The sequence below is a fragment of the Haladaptatus sp. CMSO5 genome, from assembly GCF_036689885.1.
In the GTDB taxonomy this organism is placed as follows: Archaea; Halobacteriota; Halobacteria; order Halobacteriales; family Halococcaceae; genus QDMS2.
In genome coordinates, this window is record NZ_JBAHVW010000001.1 from 1,504,401 (window position 1) to 1,519,063 (window position 14,663).

Here is a 14,663-nt window from a genome sequence, read left to right on the forward strand (position 1 = left end):
CATGCTGCGTTCGAATCACGATTCACACTTCACGCCCGAGAAATATGTTTATTATTGGATGGTTCAGCGAAAAGAAGCGGCACACCAGCGCCCACACGAGGGGGTGACCGTCCCCGAATTACGCGAGGCCGATTTTCTCTGAGTACGCGCCGTAGTGTTGTTTGAACACGTCCATAATCTCACCCATCGTGACGTAGGCTTTCACCGCGTCGATGATGGCTGGCATCACGTTCTCGCCGTTTTCAATCGCCTCGTCGAGCGCGGAGAGCGTGGCTTCGACTTCCTCGTCGTCGCGCTCTGCTTTGACTTCTGCGAGCCGGGTGAGCTGTTTTTCTTGCACTTCGTCGGAGACGTGGAGCAGTTCTGGTTCGACTTCCTCGTCGAGTTTGTACTTGTTCACGCCGACGACGATTTCCTCGCCTTTGTCCACGCGCTTTTGGTACTCGTAGGACGCCTCTTGAATCTCGCGCTGGAAGTAGCCCTGGTCGATGCCTTCGAGGACACCGTCGCGCACCGAGCCGCCACCCATCTCCTTGATGTGCGTGATGTACTCCATCGTTTTCTCCTCCATCTCGTCGGTGAGTGCTTCGACCGCGAAACTGCCACCGAGTGGGTCGATGATGTCCGCAGCACCCGATTCGTCGGCGATGATCTGTTGGGTGCGCAGCGCGACGCGAACGGCTTCCTCAGAAGGCAGGGCAAGCGCCTCGTCGTAGCTGTTGGTGTGCAGGCTCTGGGTGCCCCCGAGGACGCCCGCGAGCGCTTGGATGGTCGTGCGGATGATGTTGTTGAGCGGCTGTTGGGCGGTGAGACTCTGGCCTGCCGTCTGGGTGTGGAACTTGAGTTGTTTGCTCGCATCCAACTCCGCGCCGTACCACTCGCTCATGACGCGGGCGTAGATGCGGCGGGCGGCGCGGTACTTCGCAATCTCCTCGAAAAACGAGTTGTGCGAGTTGAAGAAAAAGGAGAGCTGTGGCGCAAAATCGTCCACATCCAAACCGCGGTCCATCGCGTCTTCGACGTAGGCGAAGCCGTCTGCGAGCGTGAAGGCGAGTTCTTGAACCGCGGTCGAACCGGCCTCGCGGATGTGGTAGCCCGAGATGGAGACGGGTTTCCACTTTGGCGTCTCTTCTGCCGCGAACTCGATGGTGTCGGTCACGACATCGAGCGACGGCGCGGGCGGGATGACCCACTCTTTTTGCGCGATGAACTCTTTGAGCATATCGTTTTGCAGGGTGCCCCGAACCTGGTCGCGCGGGACGCCTTGCTTGTCCGCGAGCGCGATGTACATCGCGTAGATGACGGCGGCGCTTGGGTTAATGGTGAAACTCGTAGACACCTCATCGACCCGGATGCCGTCGAACAGTATCTCCATGTCGCGGAGCGTGTCCACGGCCACGCCCTCTTTGCCGACCTCGCCGTCGCTCATCGGGTGGTCTGAATCGAGGCCCATCAGCGACGGCATGTCGAACGCCGTCGAAAGGCCAGTCTGACCCTCTTTGATGAGGTAGTGGAAGCGTTCGTTCGTCTCCTCTGCGGTGCCGAACCCGGCGAACTGGCGCATCGTCCACGTCCGTCCGCGGTACATCGTTGGGTAGACGCCGCGGGTGAACGGCTCCTCTCCCGGCATGCCGAGGTCGGTGTCGAAGTCGGTGTCGGCAACGTCGTCGGGGGTGTAGAGGCGGTCTACTTCGAGGTTCGAAACCGTCGCAAAGCGGTCTTTGCGCTCGCCGTAGGCAGAAAGAACGGGTTCTAAGGTGTCGTCCTCCCAGCGGTCGCGCGACTCACGAATTTTTTCGAGGTCGGCATCGTCGTACATACTCGTAGGTCTGTCCGGAAATTCATTAAGATTCCGGGGTCAGCGGGCCGATTATGAAAACTATTGGAAGCGTTTGGTCGATTCGATGAGCGGATGGCGAGCGTAATCGACCACGTCGATGTCGTCGATGGTGTTGAGTCCTTCCTTTTCTGCGGTCTTCGCCATCCCGAGGTCGACCGGCGTGTCGAGGACGATGACGTAGGCGTCCATCTCGGGGATACCGAGGCGGTCTGCGGCTTTCGAGCGGTGGTGACCGTCTGCGAGCAGCAGGTCGCCGTCGTTGTCGATGACGACGAGTGGCTCTGCAAGCCCGCGTTCAAGTTCGTAGCTTCGGCCTTCCAGTTCGTCCGCATACACACGCCCCTGCGTGGGCCGGAGTTCTGCGAGCTTCACCTTCCGGCGTTCCTCGCTCACCGTGACGCCGTGGATGTTCTCTAAGGTGCGCATGAGTTTCCCCACTTTCTCAGGAGTCGCGCGTTCGATTTGACTGCGAATCACGTCGGCGTTCGAGATGATGCCCACGAGGTTTCCGGCGTCGTCTACGACTGGGAGTTTCTGAATCCCCGACCGGAGGATGACGCGGGCAGCGTCGGTCAGGTCCATCTCCGGGTGGGCGACGATGAGTTCTTGGCTCATCACCTTGAAGATGAGTTCGTCATCGTCTGCGAGCAACAGGTCGCGGGCGCTCACGAACCCTTCGACGCGGCGGCCGCTACACACCGGAAACCCGCTGTGCTCGTCACTCTCTGCGATTCGCACTGCGACTGCTTCGACCGTATCATCGGGCGAAACGGTAGCCACGTCACGAGTCATATAGTCTTTGACGCGGGGCTTGGTTCCAGCCGAGCCAGGGTCTTCCATTACCCCGACTGACGGCCGCCCGCCGCAAAAGTGTCTCGCTCACTCCTCACCGTCGAAAAACTGTTTGCCGAACTCGGGAATCGAGTACACCGACTCCACTGGCTGGCCGGGCCGCGAGGTGAGCGTATCGAAAAAGCGGTCGGTGATGACGTCGGTGAGAATCTGGCGCAACGAGTCTGCAGACCCCTCTTCTACGTCACCGAGTAAGCCAAGTGAAATCTGCGCCCCGGCCATATCCGCGTGACCACCCGCAGAGCCAATCTGCCCGAACGCATCGCGCAGCGTCTCCCCGAGGTCGAGGTCGGTGCCACGAGCGCGCGCAGAGACGTAGACGGTGCCCTCTTTGAAGCCGTAGACGAGGGTCGTCGTGATGCCCTCCATGTTGAGCAGGTGGTCTGCGGCCTGGGCAAGCGCATCGCGGTCTGAGATGGGGCCAACCCCGCTCAACAACACGTCGCCGCGCACTTCGCGTTCGTGGATGGCCCGCCCGATTATCGACAGCGTCTCTGCGCTCATACTCGGGGTTTCGAACTGGGCGAGCAGGCTGCTGTCTGCACGAGGCACGAGGAACTCGGCCGCCTCGAAATCCGCCGGTGAGATGTCACGCGAGAAGTCTTTCGTATCGACGCGAATCCCGTAGAGCAGTCCCGTCGCAACGGCCGTGTCCAGTTTGTAGCCAAGTTGCATCAGATAGTCCGTGAGCAGGGTGCTCGTCGCCCCAACGTCGCTTCGCACGTCCACAAAGCGGGCGTCGATGGGCGCGCGCGGTGGGTGGTGGTCGATGACCACGTCGACGTTCGTATCCGGGGGTAACTGGTCGTTGACGCCGGGGCGCGAGTGGTCGACGAGCGCGAATCCGGCGTACTCAGAGAGGTCAGCGCCGCGCTGGAGATTCCGTAAATCGAGGTCGAGCAGATTCACGAACGCGCGATTTTCTTGGTGGGTGATGTCACCAAAATAGACCACGTCCGCCGAACAGCCAACCGCCTGTGCAATCTTCTGGAGCGCCACGGCGCTCGCAAGCGCGTCCGGGTCAGGGTTGTCGTGGGTGACGACGGCGAGTTTGCCGGAGAGGGCTCTGAGCATCCGGACGAGCCGTCTCAGGCGCAGGCCTGTATCGCCCACACGCTCGATGATGTAGTCGGTCACGGCCGTACTCGGGTCGATGAGGGTGTCTGCAACCTCCTCAAGCGCCGTTAGTGTCTCCGCTCGGGGTTCTTCGCCCGTAAACACGGTAAGCTGTGCTTCTGGAAACGCGCGTCGGGCGGCTTTCGCGCTGGCGAGGTTTTGTCCGGGAATGTCGCTCGCAACCACGATGACATCCACCCCGTCTGCGGCATCGGCGATCGCCGTCGCGTTCGTGGGGTCTGCCAGCTTGGCGTTAATCGAATCGCTCCGAAGCGTTTCGACGCGCCGTTCTTCGTTCGTGAGCACGAGCAAGCGCCCGGAGTCGCGGCGGATGGTTTCGACTAACGAATGGCCGAACGAGCCACAGCCGAGCACCAACCGGAAAACCATGTGCCACCGTTCCCCTTCATTGGTCTAAAACCCTCCGCCTGAACAGTGATTCTCTCGAACGCTATTGCTCAGCGGCAGAAAAACGAAAGAAAGTGGAGGCGATTCAGCCAAAGAGGACGCTTGCGGCGTCCACGGCCGTGCTTGCAACCGGGTTGAACGCCGGAAGCAAGACGATGGTGATGATGGCGGCACCGACGACGGCGGCGTAGAGCCCTGCCGGGTAGCCGCTCAGTTCGCGGTCTTCGGTCGCCTCTTCTATCCACATCGCCTTGACGACGCGCGAATAGTAGTAGAGCGACAGCGCGCTGTTTATCGCACCGAAGGCGGCGAGCCACCAGAAGCCCGCACCGACGGCGGCGGCGAACAGCACGTACTTAGAGAGGAAGCCCGCGCCGATTGGGAGGCCAGCGAGGCTGAACAGGAACACGGTCATCGCGGCGCAGGCAAGCGGTGCCTGCTTGCCGAGACCGTTGAAGTCCTCGAATTTGCGACCAATGCCCCAGTGCTCGGTCATGGCGATGAACAGGAACGCGCCCGTGTTCATGAAGCCGTAGACGAGCAGGTGCATCATCGACGCCCCGAGAACGAGGTCGTTTTGCCCGCCGCTCGTAAGCGCGGCGAGCCCGATGAGGACGTAGCCTGCGTGGCCAATCGAGGAGTACGCGAGCATCCGCTTGACGTTCTCCTGGACCGCGGCGGCGAAGTTCCCGAGCGTCATCGTGACGATGGCGAGAATCTGGAAGGCGAGCACCCAATCGACGGGCACCGTTTCCAGTGGGAAAGCTTCGACGAACACGCGGAAGGCGACCACGAACCCGGCGGCCTTCGAGGCCGACGAGAGGAAGCCCGAGATTGGCGCAGGTGCGCCCTCGTATGCCTCCGGCGCCCAGAAGTGGAACGGGACGCTCGCGGTCTTGAACGCGAAGCCGCCGAGCACCATCAGCACACCGAGGCCGAGGATGCCAACGAACTCCGTGTTTGCGGCTGCCTCAGCGATTGCGCCGAACTGCAGTGCGCCGGTCGCCGCGTAGACGAGGCTGATACCGTAGGCGAACACCGCAGACGACAGCGCGCCGATGAGGAAGTATTTGAGGCCTGCTTCGACGCTGCCACGGTTCTTTTTCAAGAACGAGACGAGCGCGTACGATGGCAGGCTGGCGAGTTCGAGCGCGACGAACGCCGTCGCGAGGCTGTTCGCAGACGCCATGAGCGACATGCCCATCGCGGCCAGCAGGACGAGGATGTAGTACTCGGCCTGATTTTTGTGGCCACGGAGGTAGTCGTAGCTGGCGAGCGAGACCATCGCGGCGACGCTCGTGAAGATGAACCCGAAGAACAGGCTCATCCCGTCGATAACGAGCTGGTCACCGTAGAGCGACAGCGGCTGGGTCACGATGTCCGTCGCCGTGAACAGGTAGCCCGTTCCGGCGAGCGACAGCAGCGCGCCAGCCGTTGCAATGCCTGCGAGGCGACCGTCATCAGCTTTGTCCGGCGTCAGGCTGTCGAACAGGAACAACAGCGTCGCGGCGACGCCGAGGATGACCACCGGCGAGAGCGCCAGTGCGGTTGAGACCGCCATTTAGGCACCCCCTCCGACGACGAGAATCGGACGAATTGCGTCTTGAATCATCTGCATGAAGATGTCTGGTGCGACACCGAGTGCGATGATGAGGATGAGGAGCACGGCGAGTGGCGCAACGTCGTGGAACGGCGCTGGCGTGACCTCATAATCCGTTTCGAGCCGGAACGACCCGAACAGGGTGCGCTGCATCGCAAACAGTAGGTAGCCTGCGACGATGACGATACCGAACATCGCAAGCGAGGTGAAGATTGGCGACCCCGGGAACGCGTTGAACGCGCCGAGGAAGATGAACAGTTCGCCCGCGAAGCCAGCCATCAGCGGCAGGCCCATGTAGGCGAACGCGGCGGCGACGAGGATGCCAACCGTCCACGGCATCCGGTCTGCGAGCCCGGACATGTCTGCGACCATCCGGGTGTGGGTGGTGTTGTAGATGACACCGACCGCCATGAACATCAGCCCCGAGATGAGGCCGTGTGCAATCATCTGGAACGTTGCGCCACCGACACCGTAGACGGTGTAGGCAACGAGTCCGAGAATGACGTAGCCCATCGAAGACACCGAAGAGTACGCAACGATGCGTTTCAGGTCTTGTTGGGCAAGCGCAAGCATCGCGCCGTAGATGACGCTGACGACCGCAAACACGGCGATAATCGACGCCGCGCCGCGAGCCACGTCAGCGAGCATGGTGAAGTTGAATCGGAGCAGGGCGTACGTCCCCATCTTCAGGAGGACGCCAGCCAGCATGACCGAGACCGGCGTGGGGGCCTCGACGTGAGCGTCGGGCAGCCACGTGTGGACCGGGACGACCGGTACCTTCACCGCGAAGCCAGCGAACATGGCGAAGAAGGCGAGCGCCTTCAGCGTGCCCGGTGCGATGCCACCGACCGAGCCGAGTTCACCGGCGCGAAGCGCCTGTGCGACTTCCGGCAGGCCGAGAGTGGTGACGGAGTCACCGAGGCCGAACACCAGCGCCATGAAGCCGATGAACATCACCAGCGAGGCGACGTTGGTGTAAACGAAGAACTTGATTGCGGCGTACTTCCGGCGTGGGCCGCCCCAGACACCGATGAGGAAGTACATCGGGATGAGGACGGCTTCCCAGAAGATGAACCAGACGAAGAAGTCCAGTGCCGCGAACACGCCGATGAGGCTCGCTTCCATGAGCAACATCAGGCCGTAGAACTGTGACTGACGTTCGTCGATTGGCGTCCACGCGCTCACGATTGCGAGCGTCGTGAGCACCGTCGTGAGCACGAACAGCGGCATACTGATGCCGTCTAAGCCGACGTGCCACGTCAGATCCCACGGGCCGAGGGAAACCCACTGGGCGTTCGTCTCATACGCGAGCGTCCCGCCGAGCAGTGCGTTGCCCGAGCCGTCGAAGTTCAGATACATCCAGAGACTGCCGACCACAGGGAGCAGACTGACGGCGAACGCCAGCTTTCCTGCGACCTTATTCGGCGCGAGGAACGTCAGGAGCGCGCCGACGAGCGTTACGCCGAGTAGCAATTCAATCATCATCTAGAACCAACCTCCTGTGATGCCGAGGACAACCAGCAGGGCGACCAGCCCAACCGTGAGCAAGGTCGCGTAGTTGCTGACCACACCCGTCTGCACCCGGCGGACGCGGTTGCCGGAAAACAGACTCACGCTGGAGACGCCGTTGACGACGCCATCGACGACGCCGTTGTCGAACTTGTCGGCGGCGCGAGCGAGCGGGAGGGTGAGTCCCGTTGCGAGCCAGACCTGGTATTCGTCCTGGTAGTAGTTGTTGTACAGGAGCGTCTTGATGCTCCCGAGTTTGTCGGTGTGCTCAACTGGGACGGGCACGTTGTAGAGCGAGTATGCCAGTCCTGCGCCCGCGAGGGCGAGGGCGAGCGAGACTGCGCCAGCCGCGATGGACGGAATCTCCGCCGCGCTGTAGCCAGCGAAGTCGTGGAGCAACTCACCGTAGTGGTGTGCGCTGAGCCCGCTTGCGAAGCCTTCCTCTAAGTCGAGCCAACTGTGGAGGAACTCGATGTGCAGGCCAGTGAGGTCTGCCACCGGCGTCATGTTGACGAAGCCAATGGTGGCTGCGAGAATTCCGAGCACGACGAGCGGGAACTTGACGTTCCAGTGGATGCCGTGTGGGTCGCGGGCGAGGTCAGACCGCGGCTCACCGTGGAAGGTGAGGAACACCATGCGGAAGGTGTAGAAACCGGTGAAGAACACCGCGATGAGCCCCATCGCGTACGCAAGGAGCAATACCGGGCTGTTCAGGCCGTGAATGAGTGCCTCGTAGAGCACCTCGTCTTTCGACCAGAACCCGGCGAACGGGACGATGCCCGCGAGGGCGAGCGACCCTGAAAGGAACGTCCAGTAGGTGACTGGCATTTTGTCTTTCAGGCCACCCATGTCCCACATGTTCTCGTTGTGGTGCATCGCGATGATGACCGCACCAGCGCCGAGGAACAGCAGCGCCTTGAAGAAGGCGTGGGTGAGCAGGTGGAAGACACCAGCGACGTAGCCACCGGCACCCAGTCCGAGCATGATGTAGCCGTACTGGGAGATGGTGGAGTACGCGAGCACCTGCTTGATTTCGCGCTTTACGACGCCCATCGTCGCCGCGAACAGTGCGGTGAAGCCACCGACGAGCGCGATGACGGCGAGTGCCGTTGGCGAGAGCGCGTAGAAGCCGTACATCCGGGCAACGAGGTACACACCAGCTGCGACCATCGTCGCCGCGTGGATGAGTGCGGAAACGGGCGTTGGGCCTTCCATCGCGTCCGGCAGCCACGTGTGGAACGGGAACTGCGCGGACTTGCCCATCACGCCACCGAGGACGAGCAGGCCGAGGATGGTGAACCACATCTCAGGCGAGAAGCCGAACGTTTCGACCGTCTCCTCACCGAGGAGCACCTGCTCTGCGATGTGCGGGAAGCTCTCGGAACCGGCGAACGCGGCCGTGCCGAAGGTCGCGAAGATGGCGACCACGCCGATGAGGAAGAAGTAGTCACCAAAGCGGGTGACGAGGAACGCCTTCTTCGCGGCGGATGGTGGCCCGTCTTCGCGGAACCAGAAGCCAATGAGCAGGTACGAACACAGCCCGACCAGCTCGAAGAACATGAACGCCATGAGCAGGTTGTTCGCAAACACGAACCCGAGCATGGACGCCGTGAACAGGCCGAGGCCGGCGTAGTAGCGTGGGAGTCCCGTCTCGCCCTCGTCGTTCATGTAGCCCAGACTGAAGATGTGGACCAAGAACGCCACCAGCGACACGATGACGAGCATCATCGCAGACAGTGGGTCGAGCAGCAAGCCGAGGTGCAGGCTAAAGGTGTCCTGTCCCGCGACGAACGTGTAGAGATTTTCGTTGAACGCTTCGCCGCCTGCCACCGTGAGGAACACCCACAGCGACAGCAGCAGCGACCCCGCGGTCGCAAAGATTCCTGCGAGCGCGCCGCGCTTTGGCATGTACTTGCCAAAGAACAGTGCTACGAGGAACGATGCGAACGGGAGTGCCGCAATTGCCGGAGCAAATTCGAATACACCTGCCATAATTACCACCTCATCGTCGTCGCTTTGGTCACGTCGACGTCGCGGAAGTTACGGTAGAGCACCAGGATGATGCCGATGCCGACCGCCACTTCCGCGGCGGCGAGGGCCATCGTGAACAGGCTAAAGACCTGTCCCGTGATGTTGCCCCACTGCGCCGAGAACGCGACGAAATTGATGTTCGCGGCGTTCAGCATCAGCTCGACCGACATGAGGAACACGAGTGCGTTCCGTCGGGTGAGGATGCCGAACAGACCGATACAGAAGACGGCGGCCGAAAGCAGGAGGTAATACTGGGCCGGAACCATCAGTCGTCAGCCTCCTGTTCTGTCTGTTTACCGCCGGGCTTGAACGCGCGGCCGAAGGCCTCGCCTTCGTCGCGGCGTCCGAGCATGACCGCGCCGACGAGCGCCGCCACGAGCGCCAAGTCGATAATCTCGAACGCCACGAGGAAGCTCTCACTGTCGTGGGATGCGAGGTCGACGAGGTCGAACATGGCGTAACCGATAGACGCCGTAATCGAACCGTCACCAAAGCCGGTCGGCTCTGGGAAGGATGCGGTCAAGAAAACGGCAGCCATCACGCCAAAGAGCGCGACGGCAGCCAGCCCCGGAGCAAGGTGTGAACCGAGCTTAAAGCGGGGTTTGCTTGTCATGCGTTACTCACCTCCGTTTGCTGTGCGCGCGTGAGCATGACGGCGAACGTGATGAGGATGAGAACCCCGCCGACGTAGACGAGGATTTGCATCGCTGCGAGGAACTCCGCCTGCAGCATCACGTAATGGACCGCCACGCTCAACAGCGCCATCCCGAGCAGGAGTGCAGAATGCCACACGTCCCGCGCGAGGACAACGCCGAGGCTGCTGCCCACGGTGATGAGGGCGAACAGCGCGAACGCGAGTGTCTCGTAGATTGCCATTGATTTGTTGTGCGTGTTGCGTCCGTTAGCCACCCGGACGCGAGGTGTGGTTTACTGGTAGTCGACTTCGCCCTCGCCCTCGCCAATCCAGACGCCGCGGTCTGGTTCGCGGGACTTGAGGGGGTCGATGTCCTTGTACCACGGGACGTTTTTCAGCTGTTCCATGTTGTACGCCAGGTCGTCTTTCGTGTCACCCGTGAACTCGAAGTTCTGGGTGAGGATGATGGCGTCAACGGGGCAGACTTCCTCACAGAGTCGGCAGTAGATACACTGGCCGATGTGGAGGTTGTACTGTTCGCCGTTGCGCTTGTCGTCCGTGACAATCTGAATCGTGTCGTTCGGACAGACGTTCTCACACTGGCGACACCAGATACAGCGCTCCTGGCTGAACTTGTGAACACCACGGAATCGTGGGCTCACTTCGGGTTCGACGTCGGGGTATTCGACCGTGAACGTCGAGCCGTCCAGGGCGTGTTTCATCGTTGCTGCCATCGATTTGAGTAAGCCAATCATGCAATCACACCCACAATGACGGCGGTCAGGACGAGGTTCGCGAACGAAAGCACGAGCATCCCTTTCCAGCCGATTTCAATCATCTGGTCGATACGGACACGCGGAATCGCGGCGCGGAACCACTGGGTGAGCAAGAACACAGCCCAAATCTTCACGACGAACCAGATGAACCCGAGACTGTCTGGGCCGGGGCCTGCTGGGCCGCCGAGGAAAAGCGTCGCGATGATTGCGCCGCCGAGGAAGATGTGCAGGAACTCACCGAGGTACATCAGCACGAAGTACACGCTTGAGTACTCGGTCTGGTAGCCTGCGACGATCTCGGTCGGTGCCTCTGGCGTGTCGAACGGGTTCCGTCCGACTTCTGCGAGGTTCGCCACGATGAACAACACGAATGCGAACGGGTTGAGGAAAGCGAACCACGCGGGAATTGCGAAGCCGCCGATGGTGACGAGCGTCTCCTGTTGGGCGGCGACGATGCCGCTCATCTGGAGCGTGCCTGCGAAGATGACGACGGAGGCTGCCGTCACGACGAGCGGAATCTCGTAGGCGAGGTTCTGCGCGACGGCGCGGAGGCCACCGAGCAGGGAGTACTTGTTGTTAGACGCGTAGCCGGCCATGACGAGGCCGAGCGACGCGAGCGAGGAAACGGCAAACACGTATGCAAGCCCCGTTTCGGGGTCTGCGAGTTGAATGCCGCTTCCCATTGGGATGACCGCGAAGCCAAGCAGCGCAGAAGACGCCATGATGATGGGCGCAAGGTCCCACGCTGGGCGGTCTACACCCTCGGGGACAATGAGCTCTTTCGAGAGCAGGCGCACGGCGTCTGCCACGATGATGAGCAGGCCAAACGGCCCCACACGGTTGACTGCAATGCGGTCAGTGAACGCGGCCGTAATCTTCCGTTTCGCCCACGGCCCTGCGAGTGCCGTCATGCCGAGCATGATGTTCCCGATGAGGAACGCGGCGAGCAGCGAGGCGATGAAGTCCTGTCCGGGACCCATCTCCGAGCCGAAGCCGAGGAGTTGACCAACGGTATCTGGCAGAGTCTGCAGCAGATACATTACCGGTCCACCTCGCCAAGCACGATGTCGAGGCTGCCAAGCGTCGCAATCAGGTCAGGGATGTACTCCCCGTTGGACATCTCGGGCAGCGCCTGTAGGTTCGAGAAGCACGGACTGCGAATCTTGAACCGGGCTGGTTTGTCGGTGCCGTCAGACCGCATATAGATGCCGAGTTCGCCCTTCGCGCCTTCGACGGTGCGGTAAATCTCCGCGTCTTCGTCGGGGCGCAGAGTGCGTGGCACGTTGCTCTGAATCTCGCGGTCGTCTTCTGGCCAGTCTGCTAAGAGTTCGACACACTGGTCGATGATGCGTGCAGACTGTTCGACCTCGCCCATGCGGACGAGGACGCGAGCGTAGTTGTCACAGCCGTCCATCGTCACGACGTCCCAGTCGAGCTTGTCGTAGTAGCCGTATGGGTCGTCACGGCGCAGGTCGTAGTCGATACCGGAGCCACGGGCGACCGGACCGGTCACGCCGTACTGCTTTGCAACCTCAGGTTCGAGGATGCCGGTGTTGACACACCGCAGCTGGAAAATCTCGTTCGAGGTGAGCAGGTCGTGGTACTCCTCGACCTTCTCTGGGAGTTCATCGAGGAAGTCACGAATCTTGTCGAGGAACTCCTCGCGTGGCTCTGGAAGGTCCCACGCGACGCCGCCGAGGCGGAAGTAGTTAAACATCAGCCGCTGACCGGTGAGGTCTTCTAAGATGCTCTGGACGATTTCACGGTCGCGGAATGCGTATTGGAAGATGGCCGTGAAGTCGCCGTACACGTCGAGTGCGAACGTCCCGAGCGCGAGCATGTGCGAGGCGATGCGACAGAGTTCTGCGCCCATCGTCCGGATGACTTGCGCATACTCTGGCACGTCTAAGTCAGCTAAATCCTCTGCAGCGCGCGCGTAGGCCCACTCATTCAAGAGGCCAGCAGAAATGTAGTCCCAGCGGTCTGGGTACGGCATAATCTGGTGACGGTAGGTGCCGTTCTGGCAGATTTGCTCCTCACAGCGGTGGAGATAGCCAATGTCTGGTTCGACGTCAGCGACCTGCTCGCCGTCGAGGACGGTTTTCAGGTGGAGCACACCGTGGGTCGCCGGGTGGTGTGGTCCGATGTTGAGGAACATCGTGTCCGACTCACCCTGTGCGTTGTCCGGTTCGAGCGGATTTTTGTGCTTGTCGAGGGTGACAATCTGGGGTTTTTCCTGGTTGTAGTCGAGCCCAAGTGGGTGACCTTGCCAGGTCTCAGGCAGCAGAATACGCCGCATATCCGGGTGGCCCTCGTAGTTGATGCCGACGAGGTCGTACGCCTCGCGCTCGTGCCAGTCGGCCGTGCGATACGCCGCGCTACCAGTTTGGCTCACGGGGTTGTCGCGGGCCGTCGGGACGACGACACCGACTTCCTGCATCGGGGCGTCGTACTTGCGGAGGTGGTAGATGCTCTCGAAGCGGTCTTCGTACTCCTGTGCGGTGACACACGAGCAGTGGTCGAAGCCAGCCTCAACGCGGAGCGTCTGAAGCGTCTCTTCGACGGCGTCCGGGCGGACGACGAAGGCGGTTGCGTTGAGATGCTCTTCGCGCCGAAGAACCTTCTCACCGAGGAGGTCTTCGAGCGCGTCATAATCGACGTCGCCACCGGGCAGTTCACCGACGTCCGGAGTTGGTTCCTCCAAACTCATGGTGAATCGGCCCAGTTGTAGCGCATGACGAGCTGGTCTTCGTCGATTTGTTCTGAAAGCTTGTCTACGATTTCGTCACGCTCTAAGTCGCCAAACTGTTCGAGTTCGTACGGCTTGACCGTGACCGGGCTGGTTTCGCCATTTGCGATGCGCTCTTGGAGCTTTGCGATGCCGTAGATGAGCGCCTCCGGACGCGGTGGGCAGCCGGGAACGTGGATGTCCACCGGGATGACCTCTTCTGCGCCCTTGATGACGTTGTAGCCCTCTTGGAACGGTCCACCGGAGATGGTGCACGACCCCATGCCGACGACGAACTTCGGTTCTGGCATCTGGTCGTAGACGCGCTTCATCCGGGGGGCGAACTTCGAGACGATGGTACCGGGGACGATAATCACGTCCGCCTGACGCGGCGACGCACGCGGCACACCCGCACCGAAGCGGTCAAGGTCGTGCTTGATTGCGTACGTGTGCATCATCTCGATGCTGCAGCAGGCGATACCGAACTGCAGCATGAACATCGAGGAGCCCCGAACCCAGTTCATGAACTTGTCGAACTTGGTGAGGATGAACGGGGTCGAGCCGAACGCTTCTCGAAGAGTAGAGTTGAAGCGAGCGTCGACGCCGTCGCCCATACGGGCCTCCTGGGTTGTTTGCATCTCTGTACCTGTCGCCGTGTTCTGTGGCTGATTACTCATTAGTGGTCCACCCGCGATTGTTCAGCCCGTGGGCTTTTGACCCACTGCACTGCGCCCTTGCGCCACGCCCACGCGAGGCCGACGACGAGGACCCCGATGAAGACAAGCATCGGCGCGAGCGCCTTTGCCAACCCGGCGTTGGCGACGGCGTCACGGTAGATGACCGTCCAAGGGAAGATGAGGACAGTCTCGATGTCGAAAACGACGAACAGCAACGCAACCATGTAGTACTGAATGTTAAACCGGATGCGTGTGTTCCCCGTCGGGATCTCGCCGCTCTCGTAGACGGCGCGTTTTCCTTGCTCAGGCACACTTGGGCGGAGCAGGCTCGACACTGCCATCATACCGAGAGGGATGCCGACCCCGACCACCGCAAGTGCGCCGATCGCTATCCATGGATTGCTCATACCGTTATCTCCTATCGTTCGGCGGTTGGGAACGCACCCATATAAGGGTTGATTCTTGCCGTTCTCCCCGAAAAAACAGTGCTCA

Annotated in this window: 14 protein-coding genes; 1 reads left to right on the plus strand and 13 read right to left on the minus strand. The window is 61.2% G+C overall.

The annotated features are described in order from the left end of the window. Positions 1–118: 118 nt before the first annotated feature. From V5N12_RS08055 to nuoK, 7 genes are all read right to left on the minus strand, one after another. On the minus strand, positions 119–1,819 hold the full coding sequence (locus V5N12_RS08055; RefSeq protein ID WP_332898642.1) for a methylmalonyl-CoA mutase family protein: 1,701 nt from the start codon (positions 1,817–1,819) through the stop codon (positions 119–121). Between the two features lie 60 nt (positions 1,820–1,879). After that, complete coding sequence (locus V5N12_RS08060; RefSeq protein WP_332898643.1) at positions 1,880–2,680, minus strand: CBS pair associated ParBc domain-containing protein; 801 nt, start codon at positions 2,678–2,680, stop codon at positions 1,880–1,882. Between the two features lie 39 nt (positions 2,681–2,719). Continuing rightward, positions 2,720–4,198 carry a DHH family phosphoesterase gene (locus tag V5N12_RS08065; protein WP_332898644.1) on the minus strand — a complete coding sequence of 493 codons (1,479 nt, stop codon included), beginning with the start codon at positions 4,196–4,198 and terminating at the stop codon, positions 2,720–2,722. A 103-nt stretch (positions 4,199–4,301) separates the two neighbouring features. Continuing rightward, positions 4,302–5,777, minus strand: a complete 1,476-nt coding sequence (locus tag V5N12_RS08070) for an NADH-quinone oxidoreductase subunit N (RefSeq protein ID WP_332898645.1) — start codon at positions 5,775–5,777, stop codon at positions 4,302–4,304. Then, positions 5,778–7,301, minus strand: coding sequence for a complex I subunit 4 family protein (locus tag V5N12_RS08075; RefSeq protein WP_332898646.1), 1,524 nt, complete (start codon positions 7,299–7,301; stop codon positions 5,778–5,780). It lies immediately after the preceding gene. After that, positions 7,302–9,317 carry an NADH-quinone oxidoreductase subunit L gene (nuoL, locus tag V5N12_RS08080; RefSeq protein WP_332898647.1) on the minus strand — a complete coding sequence of 672 codons (2,016 nt, stop codon included), beginning with the start codon at positions 9,315–9,317 and terminating at the stop codon, positions 7,302–7,304. Positions 9,318–9,319: 2 nt separating this feature from the next. Further along, on the minus strand, positions 9,320–9,622 hold the full coding sequence (gene nuoK / locus V5N12_RS08085) for an NADH-quinone oxidoreductase subunit NuoK (protein ID WP_332898648.1): 303 nt from the start codon (positions 9,620–9,622) through the stop codon (positions 9,320–9,322). Between the two features lie 23 nt (positions 9,623–9,645). Between nuoK and V5N12_RS17140 the strand changes: the two genes are divergently transcribed. Next, on the plus strand, positions 9,646–9,939 hold the full coding sequence (locus V5N12_RS17140; protein WP_442904966.1) for a DUF2563 family protein: 294 nt from the start codon (positions 9,646–9,648) through the stop codon (positions 9,937–9,939). A 26-nt stretch (positions 9,940–9,965) separates the two neighbouring features. Here the strand turns inward: V5N12_RS17140 and V5N12_RS08095 are convergent, their stop codons facing one another. Genes V5N12_RS08095 through V5N12_RS08120 form a run of 6 tightly spaced genes read right to left on the minus strand, consistent with a single transcriptional unit; the run spans position 9,966 to position 14,578 of the window. Further along, complete coding sequence (locus tag V5N12_RS08095) at positions 9,966–10,232, minus strand: NADH-quinone oxidoreductase subunit J (protein WP_332898650.1); 267 nt, start codon at positions 10,230–10,232, stop codon at positions 9,966–9,968. A gap of 51 nt (positions 10,233–10,283) precedes the next feature. Beyond that, positions 10,284–10,745, minus strand: coding sequence for a NuoI/complex I 23 kDa subunit family protein (locus V5N12_RS08100; protein WP_332898651.1), 462 nt, complete (start codon positions 10,743–10,745; stop codon positions 10,284–10,286). Then, the gene (locus tag V5N12_RS08105; RefSeq protein WP_332898652.1) at positions 10,742–11,806 is read right to left on the minus strand and encodes a complex I subunit 1/NuoH family protein; all 1,065 of its coding nucleotides are present in this window, start codon (positions 11,804–11,806) and stop codon (positions 10,742–10,744) included. Before V5N12_RS08105 ends, V5N12_RS08100 begins: the two co-directional genes overlap by 4 nt. Further along, on the minus strand, positions 11,806–13,476 hold the full coding sequence (locus V5N12_RS08110; protein ID WP_332898653.1) for an NADH-quinone oxidoreductase subunit D: 1,671 nt from the start codon (positions 13,474–13,476) through the stop codon (positions 11,806–11,808). The genes V5N12_RS08105 and V5N12_RS08110 overlap by 1 nt, the downstream gene beginning before the upstream one ends. Further along, positions 13,473–14,132, minus strand: a complete 660-nt coding sequence (locus tag V5N12_RS08115) for an NADH-quinone oxidoreductase subunit B (protein WP_442904967.1) — start codon at positions 14,130–14,132, stop codon at positions 13,473–13,475. The genes V5N12_RS08110 and V5N12_RS08115 overlap by 4 nt, the downstream gene beginning before the upstream one ends. Positions 14,133–14,170: 38 nt before the next feature. Then, entirely contained in the window at positions 14,171–14,578 is a 408-nt protein-coding gene (locus tag V5N12_RS08120) for an NADH-quinone oxidoreductase subunit A (RefSeq protein WP_332898655.1), read from the minus strand. Positions 14,579–14,663: the final 85 nt, after the last annotated feature.